Genomic DNA, 22,994 nt, shown 5'->3' on the forward strand with positions numbered 1-22,994 from the left:
AACTCCCGACGTTTCTCACTCATTTATTGGCTCCAGTTAGGAAGAAGGGCTAACGGTTTCAGTGTTGAATTGTTCGGTTTCTGTGGACCCTTTCAATGCCGTTGTAGAAGATGTTCCACCTGAAATTACTTGAGCGACTTCATCAAAATATCCTGTTCCAACCTCACGCTGGTGTCGTGTCGCTGAATATCCGTGAATTTCGCTCGCAAACTCTGCCTGCTGTAGTTCTGAATAAGCTTCCATACCACGATCTTTATACTGACGAGCAAGTTCAAACATGCCGTGGTTCAAGGCATGGAACCCTGCCAATGTGACAAATTGGAACTTGTATCCCATTTTTCCTAATTCCCTCTGGAAGTTTGCAATTGTTTCATCATCCAGCTTCTTCTTCCAGTTGAAAGAAGGAGAGCAGTTATAAGCCAATAGCTTCCCAGGATATTGTTCGTGAATGGCTTCTGCAAAACGGCGAGCCTCCTCCAGGTTAGGCTCCGATGTTTCACACCAAACAAGATCAGCATATGGCGCATAAGCCAAACCACGTGCAATGGCCTGATCCAATCCAGACCTAGTTTTGAAGAACCCTTCAGCCGTTCTCTCACCAGTAATGAATGACGCATCATATGGGTCGACGTCGCTCGTAATCAGATCCGCTGCATTCGCATCGGTTCTTGCAATGATAATCGTCGGTGTCCCCATAACATCCGCAGCAAACCTTGCGGAAATCAAATTTCGAACCGCCGTCTGTGTCGGCAAAAGGACTTTCCCTCCAAGGTGACCACATTTTTTCTCCGAAGAAAGCTGATCTTCAAAGTGAACGGCTGCAGCCCCCGCTTCAATCATTCCTTTCATCAACTCAAACACATTCAACTGCCCACCAAAGCCAGCTTCGGCGTCTGCCACAATAGGCGCAAACCAGTCGATATCGTCTTTGCCTTCCATATGGTGAATTTGATCCGCTCTTTGCAAAGCTTGATTTATCCTTTTCACCACTTGCGGTACACTGTTAGCCGGGTACAAACTTTGATCAGGATACATGTGCCCTGAAAGGTTGGCATCAGCCGCCACTTGCCAGCCACTCAAATAGATAGCCTTCAGACCCGCTTTCACCTGCTGCATCGCTTGGTTCCCTGTCAAAGCACCTAACGCGTGGACATAATCTTCCTCGTTCATTAACTTCCAGAGCTTTTCAGCACCTTTTTCCGCTAAGGTATGTTGAATATCCATGGACCCTCTTAACCGAATGACCTCTTCGGCTTCATATGGTCTTTGCACCCCGCTCCATCGACTCTCATCCTGCCATTGGTGACGCAACTTTTCTATACGCTCATTCATTATGAAATCCCCCTTAAGATAAATGGTTATAAGCTTCTAAAGTTAAAAACTCAGCAAACTCATCGTTTCGAATCAGTTGGTCAAACAACTGAGCGGCTTCCACATAGGAACCTTTTTCAAAAACACTCTCTCCAACTTCCCAGCGTATCGCTTCCATCTCTTCTTCTTTCAATGATGCGTAAAGCTCGATCGTGATCTCCCTGCCATCTTTTAAAATGCCTTTCGGATGTCTGATCCACTGCCATACTTGAGCTCTCGAGATTTCAGCAGTTGCTGCATCCTCCATTAAATGATGAATCGGTGCTGCCCCTCTTCCATCCAGCCATGACGCCATATATTGGATCCCAACATTAATATTTGTTCTTAACCCCTGCTCTGTAATAGATCCTTCAGGTACTTCGAGCAATTGTTCTGCACGGTAAGAGCCGGTCGCTTGATCTTTCTGAATCTGGTTTTCATCAGGCATATGTTTGTTAAAAATATCCATCGCTGTCTCTACCATGGCCGGGTGGGCGACCCACGTCCCGTCGTGCCCATCTTTCACTTCACGCTCCTTATCTGCACGTACCTTCTCAAAAGCAGCGTCGTTTTTCTCTTTATCATTTTTCACTGGTATTTGCGCCGCCATCCCACCCATGGCATGAGCGTTTCGCTTGTGACAGGTTTGAATGGTTAACCGCGAGTAAGCCCTCATAAATGGAACTGTCATCGTCACATCTGCACGGTCAGGCAGTAAAAAGTCTTGATCGTGACGGAATTTTTTCAAGTAGCTGAAAATATAATCCCAGCGGCCACAGTTTAACCCAGCGGAATGATTCCTTAATTCAAAAAGAATTTCATCCATCTCAAATGCAGCTAAAATCGTTTCAATTAAAACAGTCGCTTTCACTGTACCTTGTGGGATGTTCAGATAGTCCTGAGCAAAAACAAACACATCGTTCCACAATTTTGCTTCTCGATGGTTTTCAAGCTTCGGTAAGTAAAAATACGGCCCTGAACCATTTTCTATGAGTTTTTGCGCATTATGGAAAAAGTAGAGACCAAAGTCGACAAGACTACCTGAGAGCCGTTCCTGATTGTATGTCATATGCTTTTCATCTAAATGCCAGCCACGCGGGCGTACTTTAAGTACAGCGGTCTTTTCCTTTAACTCATATACTTTCCCGCTTGGATTTTCAAAACGAATGTCTCTTCGAACCGCATCTCTCAAATTAATCTGGCCGTGAATAGTATTCATCCAGGTCGGAGAATTCGCATCCTCAAAGTCAGCCATGAATACCTTCGCCCCTGAATTCAGGCCATTGATAACCATTTTCCGATCCACAGGCCCTGTAATTTCCACCCGACGATCTTTAAGATCGTCAGGTATGGGGGATATCGTCCAGTCAGATTTCCTGATATGTTCTGTTTCTTTTAGAAAATCAGGCCGCTCTCCTTGATCGATTTTCTTTTGGGTCTCGATCCGATCTGCAAGTAACTGTTTTCTTTTATCATTAAATTTTTCATGCAATTGAACGATAAAGGATAATGCCTCGTCTGTTAAAATCTCTGCAAATCCGTCGTGCATCGTTCCATGAATTTGTATTCCAGACAATTTGGTTTCCATTGAATCGCCACCTCTGTTGTATACTAATAAGAAATAAAAACCACTGATATATAACAGTTAACCCAAAAAATTATTCGTCTTTTTTGGAAAGGCAACGATCACATTCCATCATGTAATTGTAAGTATGACCTTCGATTTTAGAACCACACTGCGGACAAGGGACATTTTGTTGTTTTTTCATTTTAGCTCCTCCTTTGTTATAACAGAACTTATTTTGTTTATCTGTTATGGTACAGTTTACTGCGTGAACCACGAAATTGCAACCGTTTTCTGAAAGTTTTTTTAATTTAGGCATTTACCGGATACAAAAAAGGCGCTGCGAAAGGGATTCAGCGCCTTTTTTATTATTTAATTTCCTTTGGTTTGATCCCTAAAAAGAATCATTCCCCCTGTTTTTTCTAAAGAAACTGTTTTAACACAGTTGGGGTTGGTCTCATTTTTTCTCATCAAGCAGCTGGATGAACTTTTCCAACGATGGAGATAACCACTTCTTTTGGTGATGAATGACTTGGATATATAAAGCCAATTCTTCATGATCAAAATCCAAAACACAAAGACTTCCATTCTCTATTTCCTTGTCAACTGTCATTTCCGGAAGCATTGCGATCCCCAGATCGTCAATCACACATTGTTTGATTGCTTCAAGACTTGTAAATGAAATCACAGAGCGAGGTTCAACTGCACGTTTTTTTAAAAGTCTCTCCAGCATATTTCTATAGGAGCAATTCTTTTCTGTCAGAATGAGTGTTTCATCCTCTATACACCGCAAGTCTATTTCCTTCTCACCCACAAGCGGGTGCTCCTTAGCAGCGACCATAACCATTTTTTCTTTTCGAAGAAGTAAAGTTTTTAAGTGAGGATGTTTCACTTCTTCATCCAGAACCACAGCGAGATCATAATGGCTTTCTAAAACACTCTCCTTGAGATTTGGACAGAGTCCGGATTCTAACTGAATTCTCAGGTCGGGGTTTTGTTCTTTAAAAGCTTTCAATGATTTGGATATGAAATAAGCCGCCAAGGATTCGACAGCTCCAATTCTCACTGTTCCTCGCATTTGAACACGATCTGAAAGCTTTGTTTCCGCTTCTTCCATTAAATCGGTAACCTGATCGACATAATAGAGGAGCTGTTCGCCAGACTGGGTTAAGCGCATGATCTGTCCAGCACGCTCAAAAAGTCTCACCCCATAGTAATCTTCGAGTTTTTTGATTTGTGTAGTCACACTGGACTGGGCATAACCAAGCTCTATCCCCGTACGGGTATAACTGCCCCACTTAGCCACTTCTTTAAATGTATAAAAATAGGATAGATCCATAAGCACACCTCAATCATCTTTTACAATAGTTATTATCGATAAGTATAGATAACAATGATGTCATGTTCAATGATATACTCTTTCTAAAAGCAAAGGAGGCAGCATTAAATGAAAATATTGACCATTTTAGGGAGTTCTAGAGAAAACGGAAATTCTGAACACCTTGTCAAACAAGCAATGGAAGGAATTGAGCATACACAATTACGCCTTAGTGATTATAAAATACACCCGATAACTGATATGCGTCATACGGATGAAGGCTTTTCACCTGTCGACGATGATTATGAAGCCGTTCTGGCTGAGTTTTTAGCTCATGATCTTATCATTTTTGTCACTCCTATTTACTGGTTTGGAATGACTTCCCATATGAAATTGTTCTTCGACCGCTGGTCTCAATATATGCGTGATGATCGTTATAACTTCAAAGAGCAAGTGCGCGGAAAGAAAGCCTATGTAATTACTACAGGCGGAAGTAATCCTTATGTCACCGGATTGCCTTTGATCCAGCAGTTCGGCCATATTTTCGATTTTGTAGGGATGACATTTGAAGATTATGTGATAGGCAATGCCGTCAAACCTGGAGAAATTAAAAATGATTTACTTGCTTTAGATAAAATGAAGGCTTGGAATAATACCTTCAAAAAGTAAACGAACAAATGTTCTTGTTTTATTTTCCTCTAAGCTATACAATGGTTGTGTGGATAAATAAAATTCCAAAAGGAGTGTTCCCTGTAATGAAGCATCAAGCGACCCCTTATTTCACTTTTAACGGTAAGGCAAAAGAAGCACTGGCCTATTATAAGCAAGTCTTCCATGGCGAGATCCTCAATCTTCAAACCTTTGGCGAAGCAGATTTTGAAACTCCAAAGGAAATGGACGAGCGCGTCATGCATGCACAATTCAAAAAAGATGCCTTATTCTTTATGGTCTCCGATTCATTTAGAGATCAAAGCGTTACTGCCGGAAGCAATATTGCCCTCGTATTAGAATGTGAAAGTTCCGAAGAGATCCAAACTTATTACGACCGTTTAAAAGATGGTGGAAATGTAGTGATGGAACTACAGGATACTTTTTGGGGCGCTGTATATGCGAAAGTGAAGGACCCTTTCGGAATAACTTGGGATTTAAATTACACAAAAGAACAATAAACAAAGCGGCTCATTTCTGAGCCGCTTCTCTCAATCTAAATGGATTGTACAATTAAATCGCTCACAATACCATTGTTCGTCTCTAAGATGAACTTCAGATAAAGAAGTGTTTTTCATATGTTCATCCCTAACCCTTTCTCTATCCAACTCTCTCAATAAATGACTGATCAAAGCACCATGACTAACGACGATGACTTTTTTCCCTTCGTGTTTTTTTAAAACATCCTCCATAAACGACATTCCTCTTGAAACTACACTCTCAGGGGTTTCCATGCCTAAGTCCAAATCCCGCCAGTCTTTGCCCCATTTTTCAATTCTCTCAGTTTCTGTGGTACCTTCAATCTGACCACCACTTGCTTCTTCTATACGTGAGTCAAATTGGATGGTCAATCCTACTTTTTCACTGATGAATTCTGCTGTCTGCTGTGCTCTTTTCAAAGGACTTGAATAAAGCACATCCCATGTTTCCTTATGTAAGCGCTCAGCCAATTTCCGAGCATCCGCCATGCCTTCTTCATCTAAAGGAATATCAGAGCTTCCCTGCGCCCTTTTTTCTTTATTCCATGGTGTACTGCCATGTCTAATCAATGCAACCTTCGTCATTATTGCTCCACCTCCCTCCTTCTTTTTCTACAACAAGATGTTCATATCCTTTAAATACATATCGTACATAAAGGCAGGATTGTTGAAGACTCTGTTTCGAGACGTTTGTTGAGTAGATGGGGGCTACGGGGAATGAGTCGCTTTCCGTGGGAGAAGGAGATAGACGAGATCCCGCAGGACACAGTCCGAGGAAGCTCGGCGCTCCCCCACACGAAAGTGTTCAAATGCGGAATCTCCCTGGTAGACATGACTAGGCGATGAAACTGGACGAGTAGCTTCCCAGCCACCCTAACGCTCAACCTGAGTAAGGAACCCCTAAACATCTCGAAATTGATTCTTCAAGTAAAGAGTACTTTCGTGGAAGATTATTGTGGGATAAATAAAAAAGCCCGGAGCGGAATCCGGGCTTCTCAGGAGGCATATGGTTTTATTCATCCAGATCCAAATCAGTTACGGCACCTTTGGAAGAGGAAGACACGAGTCTCGCGTACTTCGCTAGGACACCTCTCTTATGCTTAGGTTCTGGGCGTTTCCATTCACTTTTTCTGCGCTCATATTCTTCATCACTAACTTCAAAGTTAATTTGTTGTGTATCACTATCAATCGTGATGGTATCCCCTTCTTGAAGCAGCCCAATCGGACCTCCAACGACTGCTTCCGGTGCGACATGACCAATTACGAAGCCGTGTGATCCACCTGAGAAACGACCATCTGTAAGCAGGGCAACCTTTCCACCCAGCCCTTTTCCTACGATCATAGCTGTAATGGAAAGCATTTCTGGCATGCCCGGTCCTCCTTTTGGACCTACGTTTCGTACAACGAGAACATCCCCTTCTTTAATTTCATCGTTGACGATGGCTTCCGTCGCTTCATCTTCACTGTTGTACACACGGGCAGGTCCTTCAAAACGGCTGATTGTCTGTCCGGACATTTTAGCTACAGCGCCTTCTGGAGCCAGGTTTCCTTTAAGAACGACGAGTGGTCCTTTTTCTTTGATTGGCTGGTCAAACGGAACAATGACCTTCTGGCCCTCTTTGAGAGAAGGGACTTCTGCCAGGTTTTCAGCGACCGTCTTCCCAGTGACCGTAAGGCAGTCTCCGTGTAATAAACCTTCTTCAAGGAGCAATTTCATAACAGCCGGTACGCCGCCACTTTCATACAAGTCCTGCATCACGTATTTTCCACTCGGCTTCATATCAGCAATGTGAGGAACTTCCTGTCTGATACGCTCAAAGTCATCAAGATCCAGATCCACTCCTGCAGAATGGGCCATGGCAAGGAGGTGAAGGAACGCATTTGTGGATCCACCTAAGGCCATAACAACAGTGATGGCATTTTCAAATGCTTCTTTGGTCATGATGTCGCGAGGGTAAATCTCTTTTTCGAGCAGCTCGATGACAAGTTCACCTGCTTGTTTACATTCTGTTTCTTTATAATCGTTAACTGCTGGTGTAGAGGAAGACCCGGGAATACTCATCCCTAACGCTTCTACAGCTGAAGCCATTGTATTCGCTGTGTACATCCCACCACAAGCACCCGCTCCAGGACATGCATGACATTCAACTCTGTGCAGCTGTTCATCATCAATTTGTCCTTCATGGTACTTTCCTACAGCTTCAAAGGACGAAACAATATCGATATCCTCTCCATCCAGCTTTCCTGGTTGTATCGTTCCTCCATAAACGTACACGGAAGGAATGTTCAAACGGCCAATGGATATTAAACAGCCTGGCGTTGTTTTGTCGCAGCCTCCAATCGCCACCAGACCATCCAATCGTTCAGCATTTGTAACAGTTTCGATGGAATCCGCAATCACTTCACGACTTGGAAGGGAATAAAACATGCCCTCGTGCCCCATCGCAATCCCATCAGCTACTGTAATCGTATTGAAGATCATCGGTGCTCCACCATTTTCACCGGCTCCACTTTTCGCTTCTTGTGCAAGCTTATCGATATGTACATTACAAGGAGTAACCTCACTCCATGTACTCGCAATTCCAATCATCGGTTTTTTGAAATCTTCATCTGTAAATCCAACAGCTCTCAACATCGAGCGGTTCGGGACTCGATTGACGCCTTCACTGATGTCTTTACTTCTTATTCTTAGATCTTTTTTCGTTTTCTCCATCCCTAACACCCCTTTTTTAATGGTCGAATCATTTCGTAAATGAAATAACTTACCATGATGATACTAACAAGTAAGGAGCATAGCAATGATTTTTCTGAATATAATAAACATTCCCTACAATTAAAACGCTTTCATTAAGAGAAAAAAATGAAAAAAAGGCCTGCCGAAAACGCAGACCTTGATCTATAGGGGGAATCTTATACATTTGCAGGTTCAAATGTTTTACAATCCGTTTCTTCACTGTGACTCGCTTTTTTACCTTTGTGACTGACAACGAAAATCTCATCTGCTCCGCAGGAAATTCCGTCATTGTTATGAACACAGTTTCGGACTTCACATTTTACATCCAGCGCCATCCTCTAACACCTCCCTATAGCGGTTATTTTCTACTGATCAGGCTTTGAATATTCGTGTCATTCCTCCCCATTAAGGTCTAGTGTGAAATCCTTACACAACGACCACAACGATTTGTGATAGAATAGGAAGCGTGATTATAAAAAGCCAAAATGAACTTTTCCTCCGGTATTTCATAAATTGTATTAAAAGAAATCGCTGGAAAAACTGATTGAGGTCCAATCAGAATATAATCAACTTATAATAGGACTGGTGTTTATGAATAAGAAGCAAGAGATCTATAATAAATTGTTGGAGCTTGTGAAAGAGGATAATGTGAAAGTGGATGAAATGTTGAAAGACCACTTGTACACAAAACTTGGCGGAAAAGCCGACTTTTTTATTACTCCAACATCCTACGAAGAAATTCAGAGTGTTGTTAAGCTTTCGAATGAAGACAATATTCCTTTCACTCTGCTTGGAAATGGATCCAACTTAATTATTAAAGATGGCGGCATTCGCGGAATCGTCATCAACTTAAAACATCTGGATACCATTTATTCTGAAGGCAACACCGTAGTCGCCCAAAGCGGTGCCCGTATCATCGATGCCTCTCGTTATGCTCTTGATAAGAATTTATCTGGATTGGAGTTTGCCTGCGGAATTCCCGGCACAGTCGGGGGAGCGTTATACATGAATGCAGGTGCTTATGGTGGGGAGATCAAAGATGTTCTCGATTACGCATACGTGGTAGATAAACATGGAAATCTCGTAAAGCGCCTTGCATCTGAACTTGATCTTGATTATCGAACAAGTAACATCCCTGACAATGGTGATATCGTAGTAGAGGCTACCTTCCATCTGAAACCGGCCCCATATGAAGATATAAAAGAAGTGATGGACGACTTGACGTACAAGCGTGAATCTAAACAACCACTTGAATATCCTTCCTGTGGAAGTGTGTTTAAACGACCTCCAGGATATTTCGCTGGAAAGCTGATTCAAGATAGTGATCTTCAAGGGACCAATATCGGTGGTGCTGAAGTCTCTAAAAAACATGCTGGATTTATCATTAACAAGGATAATGCAACGACTTCTGATTACATTTCTTTGATTGAGCACGTTCAAAAAACGGTAAAAGAAAAATTCGGAGTCGACTTGGAAAGAGAAGTACGAATCATTGGTGATGATAAAGACTAAAAAAAAGAGCCTGCGCGCTGCGCAGGCTTTTTTTCTCCAACAAAGCTCATTGTTTTCGAAGTCGTTCCTTAATAGGCACCTTTGGAATAAGTCAATTCATAACTATGGGTGTAGATTTCAAAAACATTGCCAAAGGGATCTTCAACATAAACCATCTTATACGGTTTTTCGCCAGGGTAATATTCACGTATAGGCATGCGTTGTTTCCCACCCTTTGCCTTCACTTTCTCGACAACATCTTCAATATTCGGGTCTTGAATACAGAAATGGAAGATGCCTGTTTTCCAATATTCGAAGTTATTTACCGGCTCTTCCTGATGTGGGAATTCAAAAAGCTCAATGCCTATCTTATCACCTGTTGATAGGTGAGCAATTCTAAATGTCTCCCAATCATTGCCAAAAACATCCCGGCACATCTGACCGACTGGTGTATTATCATTATGGACGTCTGATGGCTCCATAATGACATACCATCCGAATAATTCGGTATAAAACTCAATCGCTTTTTCTAAATTTGGTACGGACAAACCAATATGTGAGAAACTTCTTGGATATGGGTACATCCTTAAAAACTCCTTCTTTATGATTTAATTTTCGCTACGATTTTACCTTTCACATGGCGTTCGGATAGACGCTCCAGAGCCTGAGGGACCTCTTCCAATGAAATGGTCTCTTCGAGTAGAGAGGAAAGTTTACCGACACTCATCATCTCAAGCATCTCATCCCCGATAACAGCAAGGTCTTTTTGGGACTCTACATCTGCTCCATGTGCCGCTGCAAGGGCAATTTCATGGTACGAAACAACGGTAGTAAAGGGTTTTACTTTAGTGAAATCAGGAGCACCAGCGATATATACCAAATGGCCCATAAAGGCAAGGAAGTCCAATGATGCGGTAGCATTGTCACGGCTTACTGCGTCAACGACTGCATCGACACCTTTACCGTCGGTGATTTCTTTAACTCTTTGGTGAACATCTTCATTACGATAATCAATAACAAAGTCTGCGCCTAACCTTCGTACATAATCGTGATTATGGGAGGAGGCTGTTGTAATGACCGTTTTTCCTGCTGCTTTTGCCAGTTGAATACCAAAACCTCCAACACCCCCTGCTCCCGCGTGAATCAAAATAGTGTTCACTTGATCCAACGGAAGCTTACGGTGGATCGCTTGGTAAGCCGTGTAACCAGCTGTCGGTAATGCAGCCGCCTCTTCAAAGCTGATTTCATCTGGAATCCGTGAGATCGTATGAGCTGTGGTTACAGCATATTGCGCATAAGCGCCTTTCTTTAGCAAATCACCATGGTAGACCACTCGATCGCCCTTCTTCCACTCAGTCACACCATCTCCAACCTCGGCAATTGTACCTGCAGCATCCAGACCGAGGATGTGAGGATACGTCCAATTGGGGTTACCATTCGTTGCGGTTTTATAATCGACAGGGTTCAATCCAGCCGCATGTACCTCAATAAGAACTTCCCCTTTTTGAGGGTGAGGCTTTTCTACTTCCTGCAGTTTCATTTCTTTCCATTGATTTTCACCTTTTAATAGCAGAGCTTTCATCCGTCTTCATCTCCTCTTTAAACAGTTTCCTTAAACAAGTGAAACGATATACTATATACTAACGAGTGGTAAAGACAGAAACAAGAAGGCACTTTTCAGTAACTGAGTTACTAAAGGGTAACCTATTCATAGTTAGAAATGAGGGAAACACGATGAAAGAACTGCAATCAGAATACCAGTGCGCCATCAATTTAGTGATTGATTTAATCGGGGGAAAATGGAAAGTCTTATTACTCTGGCATTTGAATGAAGGAGACAAGAGGTTCAATGAATTGAGGAGAACCATTCCAGAGATCACTAAAAAAATGCTCACACAACAATTAAGAGAACTTGAGGGACATGGACTTGTGAAGCGGACAGTTCATGAAGAGGTTCCTCCAAGGGTGGTGTACTCTACAACTGACTTCGGACGCAAGCTTCAACCCGTTCTTTATGGAATGTGTCAATGGGGAGATGATTACGCAGAAAAAGAAGGGATTCAAATGAACAGTTGTTGGACAGGCCGGGATTTTATGAAAAATAAAAGCGACCTTTCATAAGGTCGCTTTCTTTGTTAGGACATCCATTTGGGTGGCGTGTTTTTTTCCCAATAAATCTCGCCAAGCTCATGGTGTTTCATAAAGTTATCCTCTTGCAGGTGATAATGGAAATTGAACCAGTATCCTTCGCCAGGACGCTTATCTCTTCTCACGTGGAAACGAGCAATTTCTTCGTCTGTATGTTTGTTTTTGATATTAAAAATTCGTTCACCGTATCCAGGAGACGGATCTTCGGTAATTTCATAATACGGAACTTCGTTCTCATCCGCAGATGTAAGGATCTCTTCCATGACCTCTTCGATCTTCGGAAAAATCGTTTTAGTCATATCTTCATCTACTTTTTCAATAATTCTCGGCCCCATCTTTGCAAGGGTCTGTGTTTTTGCTTGCTCCGTTATGGTTTCAATCCAATCATCTGTCGTCAAAGGCGCTACAGATGCAGGCGGACTTATATCAAGTTCTTCAGTATCAGTGGAAAGGGACGCCTCTTCCACATGCCGATCGGACAGCTCTTTCTTATCAGCTGCATCGGTGTCGATCTGCATCGGTGGGACGTAAAGACCTAAAGTCATGACAGATATCAGTACAACAAATACTTTTCTCATTAGCGGCTTCATTTCAGACAATCTCCCTTTGCTTCAGGCTGTCTTCATTTTACCACTTTCACAGAGGTTGTCCATAAGTAAAAAGAAACCGTTTCCAGTATCTCAATCTTCTTCCTTTGTGGAATGGTCATTAGCGGCTCGCTCTTCCCTAATCACCAAAATTCCAGCCAATTCCTATCCCTTGTTAAGTCCCAAACATTTTCATTAAATAACCCTTATTTCAACTATAAACACATAAAACTCTTCCTTCTTTTTTCGTTTAGCCTGTGGGTTTCTTTCCCTGTACATGAATCCAAAAAATAAGGAAAACTTAAAGATGTAAAAGGAGGAGGAAGGATTATGAACCCAACCCAAGGTCAGAATCAAAACCAGCAAGGGCAGCAAATGCCCCAAAACATGATGAATCAGAACCATGGTGGCCACGAGTTATTTGATGCACATGAAGTTATCGCAAGCTTAATCAATATGCTCGATCAGTACCAGATGTATGCTCAGCATATCCAGGACCCTGAGCTTCAAAGCATCCAGCAGCGCCAACATGCGTTTGTGACGCAGATGTACAATACAATTGTACAGAGTTTCAGTACCGGACAGGATCCAACTCAAGCGACACAACAATATAAAATGCAACAAAGCAATGAAGTCGTATACGGCATCAAACCCGGGCAACCGAAAAAACCGAACCAGTCTGTCAGTGAACTTGCAGATAACGGCCTTTCTGCCTATATGTTAGGACAAACAAAAACACTCGCCACATTATTGTCCATGACAGCTCTAGAAATGACGAACCCTGTCCTGCGCCGTGTCATTGCAGATAGTGTTCCAAACTTCATTGAGATGAGTTATGAGATTTTCCTTTATCAAAACAAGCATGGATATTACCAGGTCCCACAATTACAGCAACAAGATATGAACCAAATGTTGCAAAGCTATACAACCGCTCCACAAGGCAACATGCCACACTAAATAAAAAGGACGCCTGTTTTTCCACGGGCGTCCTTTTCAATGATGCATTCGCGTCCAAACTACATTTGCCTTTATTACTGGATCAGGCACTCCAAAGGGATTAAAAGAGGATTTTAAAAATACGGTTGTTTTGTAATTTTGTTAATACAAAAAGCATCGTTATAATATAGTGTAGGGACAAGCACCTATAAAGGAGGTCCTTCGCCTTGCTATTCAGTTATATTCTGCTCGGCCTATCACTATCCGCTCCAATCGGCCCCATCAACGCCGCCCAGTTGGACAAGGGAATTCGGTATGGTTTTTGGCATGCCTGGCTTGTCGGTGTGGGAGCGATGTGCGCGGATGCCTTGTTCATGCTGATGATCTACTTTGGACTGGCTCAATACGTAGAGCTCCCTCTTGTGAAAACATTCCTTTGGTCTTTTGGAGCTTTTGTATTGATCTATACTGGCATTGAAAGCATGACAGCCTCCCATACGGAAGAAACGAATCGGTCCTATTCATCGACAAAAATGAAATCCTTCCGTACAGGATTTTTGATGGCTTTATCAAATCCATTGAACATTCTTTTCTGGATCGGTATTTATGGTTCTATTCTCGCTCAAATATCTTCTCAATATGAACACACTCAACTACTTATTTACAGCGGGGGCATCTTTATTGGAATCATGTTATGGGATTTTACAATGGCTGGAGCAGCATCTGGAGCTAGAAGGTGGATGACGGCGAAGTTGTTAAGAGGAATTTCTGTACTTTCCGGCCTATTGCTGATTGGTTTCGGTGTTTATTTTGGATTTCAGGCAGTGAAGATGTTTGTCGGGTAGACAGTCACCTATAAGTGCTCTCTCCAATAGGATATGGATGTATCCTAGGAGGGAGATTTTTTATGTTGTACACCAAGGAAGAAATAGAGAACCACGCGAATGACCTCGAACTCTGGCAACTTGAAGTTTATCAACAATTCTCGAACATGATGACTCAGCGGGAGAACCCATATCCTTGTGTACCTGGAATACAAGGATTCATGAAGAACATGCTGCGGTTCGGTTTTGTGGGAGATCCACGGACAGATGAAAGCACAGACCAGTTAGCTCTTTTATTAAAACAGTATGGTGAGATATCGAGAGCCACAGGGAACTACGCATCCCTCGTGATCTTTTGTGATACACGAACACTTCTGGATGAACAAACAACGATGGACGAATATGAAGAGGTTTTTTGGACTTTACTGAACGTCACACACTCGAAAGATCCATCCCCTTGGCCGGAGAATATACCAAAGAACCCTGAGGACCCTGCATGGGAATTTTGTTTCAATGGTGAACCCTACTTCGCTTTTTGTGCTACCCCAGTCCATAAGCTCAGGAACAGTCGAAGCTTCCCTTGTATGCTTCTTGCTTTTCAGCCACGCTGGGTGTTTGATGAAATCAACGATTCGACTCCCTTTGGCAGAAAAATCAAAAAGGTGATTCGTAAGCGGTTAGAAGAATACGATGGTATTCCTACCCACCCTGCCTTAAAATGGTATGGACAAAAAGATAACCATGAATGGAAGCAATACTTCTTGAAAGATGACGATTCATCCTTATCCAAATGTCCTTTTATGGCATTGAAGAACAAATGGAAAAGTTTACGCCCCTGAATGGGGTGTTTTCTTTTGCTTCACCCATGTTGCAAAGCCTATCAGGACCAGGAACGCTAAGCTTACAAAAAAACCGATCCGAGTCATTGAATCAATCCATGTGCCTGTTACAGCAACAATGATGAGACTGATCCCAATCATTACGAGTATGGTTCCCTTTTTCCCTTTCACCATCAACTTCTTGTAAGACAGGAGGATGAAAGCCCAGTTGTACAAAAGCATCAATCCTGCTGCTGTCGTTACATATTCAAAGATCCGATTAGGAAGCAGTACAGCAAGTATAATGGAGAGAATGACAACGAGAATGGTTAGAAGAAAGGCAGGCTTCGATACTTTCCCTTCCTCCTTTTCTGCGAATAGTTCAGGTGCATCCCCTTCTTCACTCAAGGCCATCAGCATCGTTGTGACAGCATAGAGAGAGGCTACCATTGTTGAGAATCCAGCGATGATTAAGACACTATTGAATACATGCGGCACCCAGGGGAGAGAATATTCCGTCAGTGCCGTGAGAAAAGGACTTTCCTCTGTGGAAATGCTCTTCCATGAGGTAAGTTTAAGGACAAAATAAAAGGCGGCCACGTATACACTAGTGAGCACGATCAGCATCATTGTCCCTGACTTTGGTGCGTCCTTTGGGTCTTTCAATTCATTAGCCATCAGCCCCATGACTTCAATTCCCCCAAACGCATAAAACGCATAAAGCAGGGCGATCCAAAGCCCGGCCCCCTTTCCATCAGAAAAGGAAGAAAGCGGGCTTGTCATAGCCTTCGGTTCTCCTCCCCCTATGTTTCCAGTCATAGCAAGAATCGCTATAAGAATGAACATGATGATTGCGGAAATTTTTATCAGCCCGAAAATATTCTCCATTCGCTCTACTTGCTTGACTCCAAGCCATATGACCAAGAGCCCAAGGACGGCAAAGACACAAGCCAGCCCCCAGAGAGGAATTTTTTCAAACCAGAACTGTGCAAAGATGGCGAGGGCCGTTAATTGACTCCCCATAATTAACATTTCTGAAGACCAATAAACCCAGCCATTGCTGAACCCAGCCCAGGGACCAAAGGCTTGTTTGGCATAGGTGCGAAACGAACCTTTCTCCGGATGATTCGCTGTCATGGCGGCTAAGGAACGGAAAACAATATACGTCCCGATTCCTGCGATCAAATAGGCCAACAAGACCGCTGGCCCGGCTTTTTCAATGGCGATACTGGACCCTAGAAAAAATCCTGTTCCAATAATACATCCGATCCCGATGAACGACAGCTGCCACCATGATAGTTTCCCTTTTTTATGTACATCAGCCATGATCACCCCTCCTTCTGCGTTTAGTTTGAAAATATTTGCCAGGATTATGTGTGAAACGAAGAATGTTTTATGTAGATGAGGAGAAAGTATCAAGAGATAAAGAAGGAGCGTGGCATTCATGATGAATTGGAACCCTAATTGCTGGAATGAATACGATGACCTTAAAAAGGTAGTGGTTTGTACACCTTCCGTTCTCCATGTCCCTGATCAACAAACCGCAACAGATATCCGTTGGGAAAAAACAGCGGATAGCGATAAAATGAAAATCTGTTTTAACCATATGGTCGAGGCGATGAGTAAAGAGGGAGTCCAAGTGGTCGACTATTCCAATTACCTCAAGGAAGAAGATAAAGCTTTCCATGAACAGTTGATCAATCGCGTTTTTGTCCGAGACCTGGCCTGTGTCTTCGGTAATAAAGTAATTCCAGGTGAAGCTGGGAATACCATGAGAAGACCAGAGTACTTTCATGCCCACAAAATTTTCGAACAGTGGTTTGACGACGACCATTATTCCATCCATGATAATGACACGGTGAATGCACTTGAAAATGGCGATGTATTTGTCTTAAACAAGGATGCGGTCTTTATTAATGTGGGAATGAGATCAAGCTATGAGAGCGCTCAGGCGTTAAAAGAAAAATTAATTCCTCTCGGGTTTTCTGAGATTGGAGTCATCGACCTGCCTCGTCGCGGAGATACGATGCACTTAGACATGAATTTCAATATAGCAGGAGCAGGAATAGCTATAGCCAAAAGTTATATGCGCTATTTCCCTGTTGAAGTCTTAACCAGGACAGGATCGTCATATGTTATGATGCATGAATTTCTTAAGCGACACGATTATGAAATCATTTGGACAGATAAAGTAAAGCATACGGTAGCGGATATCAACTTTTTAAACCTAGACCCTGATACGTTGTTGATCAGCTCAAAAGCCCACAAAAAAATCTTCCATCACGAGTTCCTGAAAAAGAAACGGCTGATCGAAGTAGATGTGGACGAGTTAGAGGCAGGTGGCGGGGGAATCCGATGTATGACCTTACCTATAGAACGAGGTTAGACAGTACGGAAGCAATGGAAATAGCAATGACGTATTACGAATGCAAAAAAAATAGACCTGGTCACCTAACATTCAGGTACACAGGTCTATTTTCATTAATTAATTTCGCGCGCCTAAAAGAAACAAAAAATGAAAGAAGCTGATTTGAGCATGAAATTTTTAATTATTTTACCATTGTTACCGGACAGGAAGCTTCATGTAGCACGTTGAAACTGACACTCCCTAAAATCTTACTCCTGATAGCACCTAAGCCTCGCGAGCCCATTACGATACTATAAGCATTCGATTCTTTTGCTTCCTTAGCTATTTCAAAGTCTGGTGAACCAATTCTGACTTTTGTGTGGACGGTTATCTCTGAATTCCCAACGACTTTTAGTGCGTAATCAATCACTTCTTTGGCGTTTTCCTGCTGGTATTTACGTACTTCTTCCCGGCTTACAAATCGGTTAATATTAGGGGTATTGTAATTATATTGTACATTTAAGAGGAGAATTTCTGCCCCCATTGCTTTTGCTATTTCCATTGCATGTCGCAAAGCTCTTATCGAAAAATCTGAACCATCAACCGGCACCAAAATTTTTTGTGACATAAGCATTTGCCCCCTTCAGAGAATTTTTCACTACAAGAATAAGAAAACGCTTTCAATTATTCACATAAAAAAAGATCACATCCATGTTCATTCCTTGTGCTGAGGTTTCTTTATATGTATTTTATCAAATTTATCCTGCTATATATACAAAATTATATCTTTACTTATGTAATCAAGAAAAGGGAAATCATGAATAGCACCTATAATAAAGCATAAAAAAACCACCAATGTATGTATTGGTGGAGACGGTGGGAGTCGAACCCACGTCCGGAGATATCGGCACTCGGGCTTCTACGAGCGTAGTTGATATATTATATTTCACTGCCTCTTCAGCCTACCAACAGGCTTCCGAGGAGCTAGCCTGATTGGTCTCTTCGTTTTTCCTCAGGCGGTGGAAAAACGCGTAGCCCACTTTAGTTTGAGACCCTTCATCTAGCACATGGGCGATGCCAGGAAGGATCAGCTATAGTCTACTTACGCAGCTACAGCTAGGTTTTCGTTAGATTCGCCAGTTATATTTAGGCAAATGACGGTTTTACGAGGCGTCGCTCGACTCGCAACCCGAGCTCGACCTATCCCCGTCGAATCCGTAACGTCCCCGTTAGGATTAAGGGATAACAGTCAAGCTGTTCATCCATGTCGCGTTGACGACAAATATTATTATAGCAGAAATATAATATTTTTCAAGGGGGTAAGCATTAGCGAAGGCTATCCTTGATCGCACGGTCGATCTCACGCTTCTGCTGTTTACGCTTAAGATCTTCTCGCTTATCATATTTCTTCTTGCCTCGACCAACTCCAACAAGCACTTTAGCCACACCATTTTTGATATACACTTTCAATGGTACTAAAGAATAACCTTTCTGCTGGGTTTGACCGATCAGCTGGTTAATTTCTTTTCGGTGCAGCAACAGCTTACGCGCCCTTGTTGGTTCATGGTTGTAAATATTCCCCTGCTCATATGGAGAAATGTGCATGTTGTGTAAATACACTTCCCCTTTATTGATACGGGCAAAGCTGTCTTTCAAGTTCAATCGTCCATTTCGGATCGATTTGATTTCTGTCCCCTGTAAGACGATTCCTGCTTCGAATGTTTCTTCGATGGCGAAATCGTGGCGGGCTTTTTTATTTTGAGCTAGTGTTTTTCCATGTCCTCTTGGCATACCTTTTCCTCCTCTGTTGCGTCCCTTCATTGTACCAAAACTCATAGCCATTTCCAATTGATATCAAATGGTTGAAAACTGATTTGTCTGAATAGACTTTTTCTGTCAGCGTGTGAGAATATAAAGTTGCACATGCTTGATAAAGGAGATACAACACATGGAACAAGTCATGAATGTAAAACCCTTAACGATTGAAGACTATCCGACTCTCAAAGAAATGGACACAGGGATTGAAGACGACTATGTGGTTCGGATTTTTGATCGACTCGTCACTTCTGACAGTCATAAGCTTTTCGGACTTTTTCAAAATGGACAGATGATGGCTGTTGGTGGGTATAGCTTATTTGGACAGAACAAGTTCGCTATGCTCGGCCGATTACGAAGTGACCGACGCTTTCATATGAAAGGAAACGCCACAGAATTGCTCAAGCCTGTCGTTGATCAATTGAAAAAAGATTCAAGAGTTAGCTGGATCGGCGCGAACACACACCTTGGGAATTTACCTGCAAGACGTGTCCTTGAAAAGCTCGGGATCGACCAAGGACCCATCATCCACTACTTGACTCTGAAACGGCCTGATTTATTAAAAGGACACACGCCAGGTCCTGTATGGCAGCCTGTCCATGATTTAAAAAGGAAGCGCGATCTACTGACCGGTTTGGATGAAAACGCCTTGGGGACATTTCCATATGAATGCTACTATCCCTTCCCTTTTGATGAGGCTCTGTTCACGGACGATTATCTACAGGAGTGTTCCTTTTTTGAAAGTCCCGATCAAAGAAGATTCGTCATCATAAAAAATGATACAAAAAAATATGATTATTCCCATGTTAAATACTTCTGGAATGATCATTATGATCAGCCCGGTTTGTTTGAAACCATCCTCCATCATTGGAATAAAAACCCGGATAATGTCGGTTGCTGGATTGATTTTTCTGACCAGGGATTTAAGAACATTCCTGAATTGACCGCCTATGATGTTCAGGAACCATGGATCCTTTACGGCACTTGGAAAAAGGCATAATTATAAGAAATCTCCTGCATATATTGACAAGCTCCTTCATAGTATTTAGAATCCTCTAAAGGAAAAATTTTAACGCAAGAAAGGATTAAAGACTATGAACTTTATGAAAGCCGTACAGCTGTTAGATGAAGGTCATGCTTTGGAACGTCATACATGGAAGAATTCTGGATATATTGTAAAAGATGAAAAAGGAAAAATTGTTTTCTTTGATCATAATGAACCTACTTTTTATTCCTTAACGACAGAGGATGCTCTCGCTTCTGATTGGGAACAGACCACTAAAGATCAATGGACGATCGTGTCTGTTTCCCACGACCGGGAATTGATGCAAGGGAAGCTTTTCGTTTCTTATCACATTTGCTCTGAAAATGAGGGCAACATCATGAATAACCACCTCGTGCAGGCAGATGAATTGTCTCAGTGGTCCCGTTTTGTAAATCTGGACCTTGCCAATTCCGCACGTTATTTGAATGAGCAGGATGTAGCCACTGTTCAAAATACAATTAGTGCTTAAAACATCACTAAAAAACGCGCGAAATCATTCGCGCGTTTTTCTTATTTCTTCTTTTTGCTACCTTTTTTAGGAACACCTTTGTTTCTGTAAAACGGTTTGTTTCCTTTTTGTTTGTTTTTCTTTTTATCTTTTTTCCGGTCTGGGCCTTTGGATTTAATCTGTTTCGGGCGCTCTGGACGTTTCCGTTCTTTTCTCGGTTTCATGCCATCAATTTCGAAATCGACAACTCGCTCTTCAATATTGACGTTCGTCACTTTGATGGTTACTTCATCACCGATTCGGTAAACATTCCCCGTACGTTCTCCAATCATCGCATACTGTTTTTCATGGTAATGATAATAATCGTCGGTCAATGTACTCACGTGAACCAAACCTTCTACCGTGTTCGGAAGTTCGACGAACATTCCGAAACTGGTCACAGAACTGATAACACCCTCAAATTCTTCTCCGATTTTATCCTGCATGAATTCTGCTTTTTTCAGATCATCCGTTTCCCGTTCCGCATCCACTGCCGCACGTTCCATTTCGGAAGAATGGCGGGCGATTTCGGGCATTTGATCTTTCCAATGCTTCCGTGTCTTATAATCCAGCTTTTCTTCAACCAAGTAAGTGCGAATTAGACGGTGGACAATCAAGTCCGGGTATCGTCGGATCGGAGAAGTGAAGTGGGTATAGAAATCTGTAGCCAAACCGAAGTGACCGAGACCTTGTGGGTCATATTTCGCCTGCTGCATGGAACGCAGCATCAGCTTCGAGATAATCATATCTTCCTGTGTACCTTTCACTTCTTCTAAGACCTTCTGCAAAGCCTGCGGATGAACATTGTCAGCCGTCCCTTTAACGGAATACCCCATATTGGCGACGAACTCAAAGAAGTTCTGCAGCTTATCTTCATCCGGATCCTGGTGAATACGGTGAATGAATGGAACATCCATCCAGTGGAAATGTTCTGCTACGGTTTCGTTTGCAGCCAACATGAATTCTTCAATTAGACGCTCTGCAACAGAACGCTCCCGCAGACGGACGTCGACAGCTTTTCCTTCTTCATCAACGACAACGCCGGCTTCTTTAAAATCAAAATCAATAGCGCCGCGGCCCATTCTTTTTCCTCTCAAAATACTGGCAAGCTTCTCCATGTCTTTGAACATCGGCACAAGCTCTTCATATTTTTTCATCAATTCAGGATCTTCGTCCTGTAAAATGCTGTTCACATCTTTATATGTCATTCGTTCATTGGTCTTAATGACACTTTGGAAAATTTCATGGTTCACGACTTCCCCACTACTGTTGATTTCCATTTCACAAGTCAAAGTCAGACGATCGACTTGCGGATTCAAGGAACAGATCCCGTTGGATAAACGGTGCGGAATCATTGGAATAACACGATCCACTAAGTACACACTCGTTGCACGTTCTCTCGCTTCCTGATCAATCGGTGAGCCTTCTTTTACATAATAAGTGACATCTGCAATGGAAACACCAAGTTTATAATTCCCATTATCAAGCTTTTTGACCATGACGGCATCATCAAGGTCTTTAGCATCCGCTCCATCGATCGTCACGATCATTTCATCACGCAGGTCGCGGCGGTTCTTGATTTCGTCCGGGTGGATTTCATCCGGCGTGTCTGCCGCCTGCTGCAATACTTCCTCAGGAAAGTCTACTTTGATGCCATGCTTGTAAATGATAGAGATGATATCAATTCCCGGATCATTTTTATGCCCGAGGATTTCTACGATTTCTCCTTCCGCACTCATCCGGTCTTCAGGAAACTTCGTAATATTCACGATAACTTTGTGTCCATCGATGGCACCATTGTTCTGACTCTTCGGAATGAAGATATCATTTGGAATCCGCTTATCATCGGCAATAACAAAACCAAAATTGCGGCTGGATTCGTATGTCCCAACGACACGTGTGGTTGCTCTTTCCAAAATACGAATGACTGTACCTTCCGGCCGTGTCCCATCCTCTTTCCGTTTCTCAATGCGGACGAGGACTTTATCATTGTTCATAGCTGAATGAAGGTCAGAATGATGAATGTACACATCATCCTTGTCCTCTTCATCAGGGATGAGGAAAGCGAAACCTTTCGCATGCATTTGAATACGGCCACGAATCAAGTTCATCTTCTCCGGAAGACCAAAGCGGTTTTTACGGGTCCGCACAAGCTCTCCCTCTTCCTCAAGCTCATTCAGTGCCTTCATGAGGTCCTTGAATTCATCGGAACTTCCAAGTTCCAATGTCTCTTCAAGCTCTTGTACAGATAGTGGTTTTGATGCTGTTTCTTTGAAAAAGTCTAAAATTTGCTGTTTTAACTCTATACTCAATTGTCTTACCTCCTTTTAAATGAAGGACAAG

24 protein-coding genes and 1 other RNA gene are annotated in these 22,994 nt (G+C 42.5%); 10 read left to right on the forward strand and 15 right to left on the reverse strand.

The annotated features are described in order from the left end of the window. Positions 1-36 precede the first annotated feature (36 nt). The 4 genes from aceA to K2225_RS07035 form a co-directional block, all read right to left on the reverse strand. Positions 37-1,332, reverse strand: a complete 1,296-nt coding sequence (aceA, locus tag K2225_RS07020) for an isocitrate lyase (RefSeq protein ID WP_255574300.1) — start codon at positions 1,330-1,332, stop codon at positions 37-39. 13 nt (positions 1,333-1,345) lie between these two features. Then, positions 1,346-2,938: a malate synthase A gene (gene aceB / locus K2225_RS07025; RefSeq protein ID WP_220584102.1), complete on the reverse strand. Its 1,593-nt coding sequence runs from the start codon at positions 2,936-2,938 to the stop codon at positions 1,346-1,348. Between the two features lie 70 nt (positions 2,939-3,008). Then, the gene (locus K2225_RS07030) at positions 3,009-3,119 is read right to left on the reverse strand and encodes a YhfH family protein (protein ID WP_115822687.1); all 111 of its coding nucleotides are present in this window, start codon (positions 3,117-3,119) and stop codon (positions 3,009-3,011) included. 252 nt (positions 3,120-3,371) lie between these two features. After that, positions 3,372-4,253 (reverse strand): LysR family transcriptional regulator, encoded by an 882-nt coding sequence (locus K2225_RS07035; protein WP_220584103.1) that lies wholly within the window; start codon positions 4,251-4,253, stop codon positions 3,372-3,374. Between the two features lie 114 nt (positions 4,254-4,367). Here K2225_RS07035 and K2225_RS07040 point away from each other — a divergent pair, with 114 nt between their 5' ends. Both K2225_RS07040 and K2225_RS07045 read left to right on the forward strand, forming a co-directional pair. Continuing rightward, complete coding sequence (locus K2225_RS07040; protein ID WP_220584885.1) at positions 4,368-4,901, forward strand: flavodoxin family protein; 534 nt, start codon at positions 4,368-4,370, stop codon at positions 4,899-4,901. An 86-nt stretch (positions 4,902-4,987) separates the two neighbouring features. Beyond that, on the forward strand, positions 4,988-5,401 hold the full coding sequence (locus K2225_RS07045) for a VOC family protein (RefSeq protein WP_220584104.1): 414 nt from the start codon (positions 4,988-4,990) through the stop codon (positions 5,399-5,401). Between the two features lie 30 nt (positions 5,402-5,431). On the opposite strand, the gene K2225_RS07050 is transcribed toward K2225_RS07045, so the two are convergent. From K2225_RS07050 to K2225_RS07060, 3 genes are all read right to left on the reverse strand, one after another. After that, entirely contained in the window at positions 5,432-6,004 is a 573-nt protein-coding gene (locus K2225_RS07050; protein ID WP_220584105.1) for a histidine phosphatase family protein, read from the reverse strand. A 427-nt stretch (positions 6,005-6,431) separates the two neighbouring features. Beyond that, positions 6,432-8,132 (reverse strand): dihydroxy-acid dehydratase, encoded by a 1,701-nt coding sequence (ilvD, locus tag K2225_RS07055; RefSeq protein ID WP_220584106.1) that lies wholly within the window; start codon positions 8,130-8,132, stop codon positions 6,432-6,434. Positions 8,133-8,329: 197 nt separating this feature from the next. After that, on the reverse strand, positions 8,330-8,488 hold the full coding sequence (locus tag K2225_RS07060; RefSeq protein ID WP_089651397.1) for a DUF1540 domain-containing protein: 159 nt from the start codon (positions 8,486-8,488) through the stop codon (positions 8,330-8,332). Between the two features lie 256 nt (positions 8,489-8,744). On the opposite strand from K2225_RS07060, the gene murB reads away from it, so the two are divergent. Then, positions 8,745-9,665, forward strand: a complete 921-nt coding sequence (murB, locus tag K2225_RS07065; protein WP_220584107.1) for a UDP-N-acetylmuramate dehydrogenase — start codon at positions 8,745-8,747, stop codon at positions 9,663-9,665. Between the two features lie 68 nt (positions 9,666-9,733). On the opposite strand, the gene K2225_RS07070 is transcribed toward murB, so the two are convergent. Both K2225_RS07070 and K2225_RS07075 read right to left on the reverse strand, forming a co-directional pair. Next, positions 9,734-10,228 (reverse strand): lactoylglutathione lyase family protein, encoded by a 495-nt coding sequence (locus tag K2225_RS07070; RefSeq protein ID WP_220584108.1) that lies wholly within the window; start codon positions 10,226-10,228, stop codon positions 9,734-9,736. 17 nt (positions 10,229-10,245) lie between these two features. Next, positions 10,246-11,226 carry a zinc-binding dehydrogenase gene (locus tag K2225_RS07075; RefSeq protein WP_220584109.1) on the reverse strand — a complete coding sequence of 327 codons (981 nt, stop codon included), beginning with the start codon at positions 11,224-11,226 and terminating at the stop codon, positions 10,246-10,248. 152 nt (positions 11,227-11,378) lie between these two features. Between K2225_RS07075 and K2225_RS07080 the strand changes: the two genes are divergently transcribed. After that, positions 11,379-11,765: a winged helix-turn-helix transcriptional regulator gene (locus K2225_RS07080; protein WP_220584110.1), complete on the forward strand. Its 387-nt coding sequence runs from the start codon at positions 11,379-11,381 to the stop codon at positions 11,763-11,765. A 14-nt stretch (positions 11,766-11,779) separates the two neighbouring features. Here K2225_RS07080 and K2225_RS07085 read toward each other — a convergent pair whose 3' ends face one another. After that, positions 11,780-12,382 (reverse strand): YpjP family protein, encoded by a 603-nt coding sequence (locus K2225_RS07085; protein WP_220584111.1) that lies wholly within the window; start codon positions 12,380-12,382, stop codon positions 11,780-11,782. 327 nt (positions 12,383-12,709) lie between these two features. Between K2225_RS07085 and K2225_RS07090 the strand changes: the two genes are divergently transcribed. From K2225_RS07090 to K2225_RS07100, 3 genes are all read left to right on the forward strand, one after another. After that, positions 12,710-13,336: a spore coat protein gene (locus tag K2225_RS07090; RefSeq protein WP_220584112.1), complete on the forward strand. Its 627-nt coding sequence runs from the start codon at positions 12,710-12,712 to the stop codon at positions 13,334-13,336. 206 nt (positions 13,337-13,542) lie between these two features. Beyond that, complete coding sequence (locus tag K2225_RS07095; RefSeq protein WP_220584113.1) at positions 13,543-14,160, forward strand: LysE family translocator; 618 nt, start codon at positions 13,543-13,545, stop codon at positions 14,158-14,160. Positions 14,161-14,222: 62 nt separating this feature from the next. Continuing rightward, positions 14,223-14,978 carry a YqcI/YcgG family protein gene (locus tag K2225_RS07100; RefSeq protein ID WP_220584114.1) on the forward strand — a complete coding sequence of 252 codons (756 nt, stop codon included), beginning with the start codon at positions 14,223-14,225 and terminating at the stop codon, positions 14,976-14,978. Here the strand turns inward: K2225_RS07100 and K2225_RS07105 are convergent. Then, positions 14,967-16,283 carry an amino acid permease gene (locus K2225_RS07105; RefSeq protein ID WP_220584115.1) on the reverse strand — a complete coding sequence of 439 codons (1,317 nt, stop codon included), beginning with the start codon at positions 16,281-16,283 and terminating at the stop codon, positions 14,967-14,969. The genes K2225_RS07100 and K2225_RS07105 overlap by 12 nt on opposite strands. 118 nt (positions 16,284-16,401) lie before the next feature. On the opposite strand from K2225_RS07105, the gene K2225_RS07110 reads away from it, so the two are divergent. Continuing rightward, positions 16,402-17,343, forward strand: a complete 942-nt coding sequence (locus tag K2225_RS07110; protein WP_220584116.1) for an arginine deiminase family protein — start codon at positions 16,402-16,404, stop codon at positions 17,341-17,343. A 163-nt stretch (positions 17,344-17,506) separates the two neighbouring features. Here K2225_RS07110 and K2225_RS07115 read toward each other — a convergent pair whose 3' ends face one another. From K2225_RS07115 to smpB, 3 genes are all read right to left on the reverse strand, one after another. After that, complete coding sequence (locus tag K2225_RS07115) at positions 17,507-17,932, reverse strand: universal stress protein (protein WP_220584117.1); 426 nt, start codon at positions 17,930-17,932, stop codon at positions 17,507-17,509. Between the two features lie 237 nt (positions 17,933-18,169). Further along, positions 18,170-18,532: a transfer-messenger RNA gene (ssrA, locus tag K2225_RS07120) on the reverse strand. A gap of 98 nt (positions 18,533-18,630) precedes the next feature. Next, a complete protein-coding gene (gene smpB, locus K2225_RS07125; RefSeq protein WP_089651385.1) occupies positions 18,631-19,095 on the reverse strand; it encodes an SsrA-binding protein SmpB in 465 nt (154 codons plus the stop codon). 157 nt (positions 19,096-19,252) lie between these two features. Between smpB and K2225_RS07130 the strand changes: the two genes are divergently transcribed. Together K2225_RS07130 and K2225_RS07135 are read left to right on the forward strand one after the other, a co-directional pair. Next, entirely contained in the window at positions 19,253-20,119 is an 867-nt protein-coding gene (locus K2225_RS07130) for a GNAT family N-acetyltransferase (protein WP_220584118.1), read from the forward strand. A gap of 94 nt (positions 20,120-20,213) precedes the next feature. Further along, positions 20,214-20,633, forward strand: a complete 420-nt coding sequence (locus K2225_RS07135; protein WP_220584119.1) for a Thoeris anti-defense Tad2 family protein — start codon at positions 20,214-20,216, stop codon at positions 20,631-20,633. Positions 20,634-20,674: 41 nt separating this feature from the next. On the opposite strand, the gene rnr is transcribed toward K2225_RS07135, so the two are convergent. After that, positions 20,675-22,963 (reverse strand): ribonuclease R, encoded by a 2,289-nt coding sequence (gene rnr / locus K2225_RS07140; protein ID WP_220584120.1) that lies wholly within the window; start codon positions 22,961-22,963, stop codon positions 20,675-20,677. Between the last annotated feature and the right edge of the window lie 31 nt (positions 22,964-22,994).

The organism is Halobacillus sp. Nhm2S1 (genome assembly GCF_019599545.1).
Taxonomy (GTDB): Bacteria; Bacillota; Bacilli; order Bacillales; family Halobacillaceae; genus Halobacillus.

Coding starts and splice junctions, on each gene's coding strand:
- K2225_RS07035 (WP_220584103.1), bottom strand. CDS start 4,253: ATGGATCTATCCTATTTTTATACATTTAAAGAAGTGGCTAAGTGGGGC.
- K2225_RS07115 (WP_220584117.1), bottom strand. CDS start 17,932: ATGTCACAAAAAATTTTGGTGCCGGTTGATGGTTCAGATTTTTCGATA.
- K2225_RS07060 (WP_089651397.1), bottom strand. CDS start 8,488: ATGGCGCTGGATGTAAAATGTGAAGTCCGAAACTGTGTTCATAACAAT.
- K2225_RS07075 (WP_220584109.1), bottom strand. CDS start 11,226: ATGAAAGCTCTGCTATTAAAAGGTGAAAATCAATGGAAAGAAATGAAA.
- K2225_RS07110 (WP_220584116.1), top strand. CDS start 16,402: ATGATGAATTGGAACCCTAATTGCTGGAATGAATACGATGACCTTAAA.
- K2225_RS07070 (WP_220584108.1), bottom strand. CDS start 10,228: ATGTACCCATATCCAAGAAGTTTCTCACATATTGGTTTGTCCGTACCA.
- ilvD (WP_220584106.1), bottom strand. CDS start 8,132: ATGGAGAAAACGAAAAAAGATCTAAGAATAAGAAGTAAAGACATCAGT.
- murB (WP_220584107.1), top strand. CDS start 8,745: ATGAATAAGAAGCAAGAGATCTATAATAAATTGTTGGAGCTTGTGAAA.
- K2225_RS07100 (WP_220584114.1), top strand. CDS start 14,223: ATGTTGTACACCAAGGAAGAAATAGAGAACCACGCGAATGACCTCGAA.
- smpB (WP_089651385.1), bottom strand. CDS start 19,095: ATGCCAAGAGGACATGGAAAAACACTAGCTCAAAATAAAAAAGCCCGC.
- aceB (WP_220584102.1), bottom strand. CDS start 2,938: ATGGAAACCAAATTGTCTGGAATACAAATTCATGGAACGATGCACGAC.
- K2225_RS07045 (WP_220584104.1), top strand. CDS start 4,988: ATGAAGCATCAAGCGACCCCTTATTTCACTTTTAACGGTAAGGCAAAA.
- K2225_RS07030 (WP_115822687.1), bottom strand. CDS start 3,119: ATGAAAAAACAACAAAATGTCCCTTGTCCGCAGTGTGGTTCTAAAATC.
- K2225_RS07130 (WP_220584118.1), top strand. CDS start 19,253: ATGGAACAAGTCATGAATGTAAAACCCTTAACGATTGAAGACTATCCG.
- K2225_RS07050 (WP_220584105.1), bottom strand. CDS start 6,004: ATGACGAAGGTTGCATTGATTAGACATGGCAGTACACCATGGAATAAA.
- K2225_RS07135 (WP_220584119.1), top strand. CDS start 20,214: ATGAACTTTATGAAAGCCGTACAGCTGTTAGATGAAGGTCATGCTTTG.
- K2225_RS07085 (WP_220584111.1), bottom strand. CDS start 12,382: ATGAAGCCGCTAATGAGAAAAGTATTTGTTGTACTGATATCTGTCATG.
- K2225_RS07080 (WP_220584110.1), top strand. CDS start 11,379: ATGAAAGAACTGCAATCAGAATACCAGTGCGCCATCAATTTAGTGATT.
- K2225_RS07090 (WP_220584112.1), top strand. CDS start 12,710: ATGAACCCAACCCAAGGTCAGAATCAAAACCAGCAAGGGCAGCAAATG.
- K2225_RS07105 (WP_220584115.1), bottom strand. CDS start 16,283: ATGGCTGATGTACATAAAAAAGGGAAACTATCATGGTGGCAGCTGTCG.
- aceA (WP_255574300.1), bottom strand. CDS start 1,332: ATGAATGAGCGTATAGAAAAGTTGCGTCACCAATGGCAGGATGAGAGT.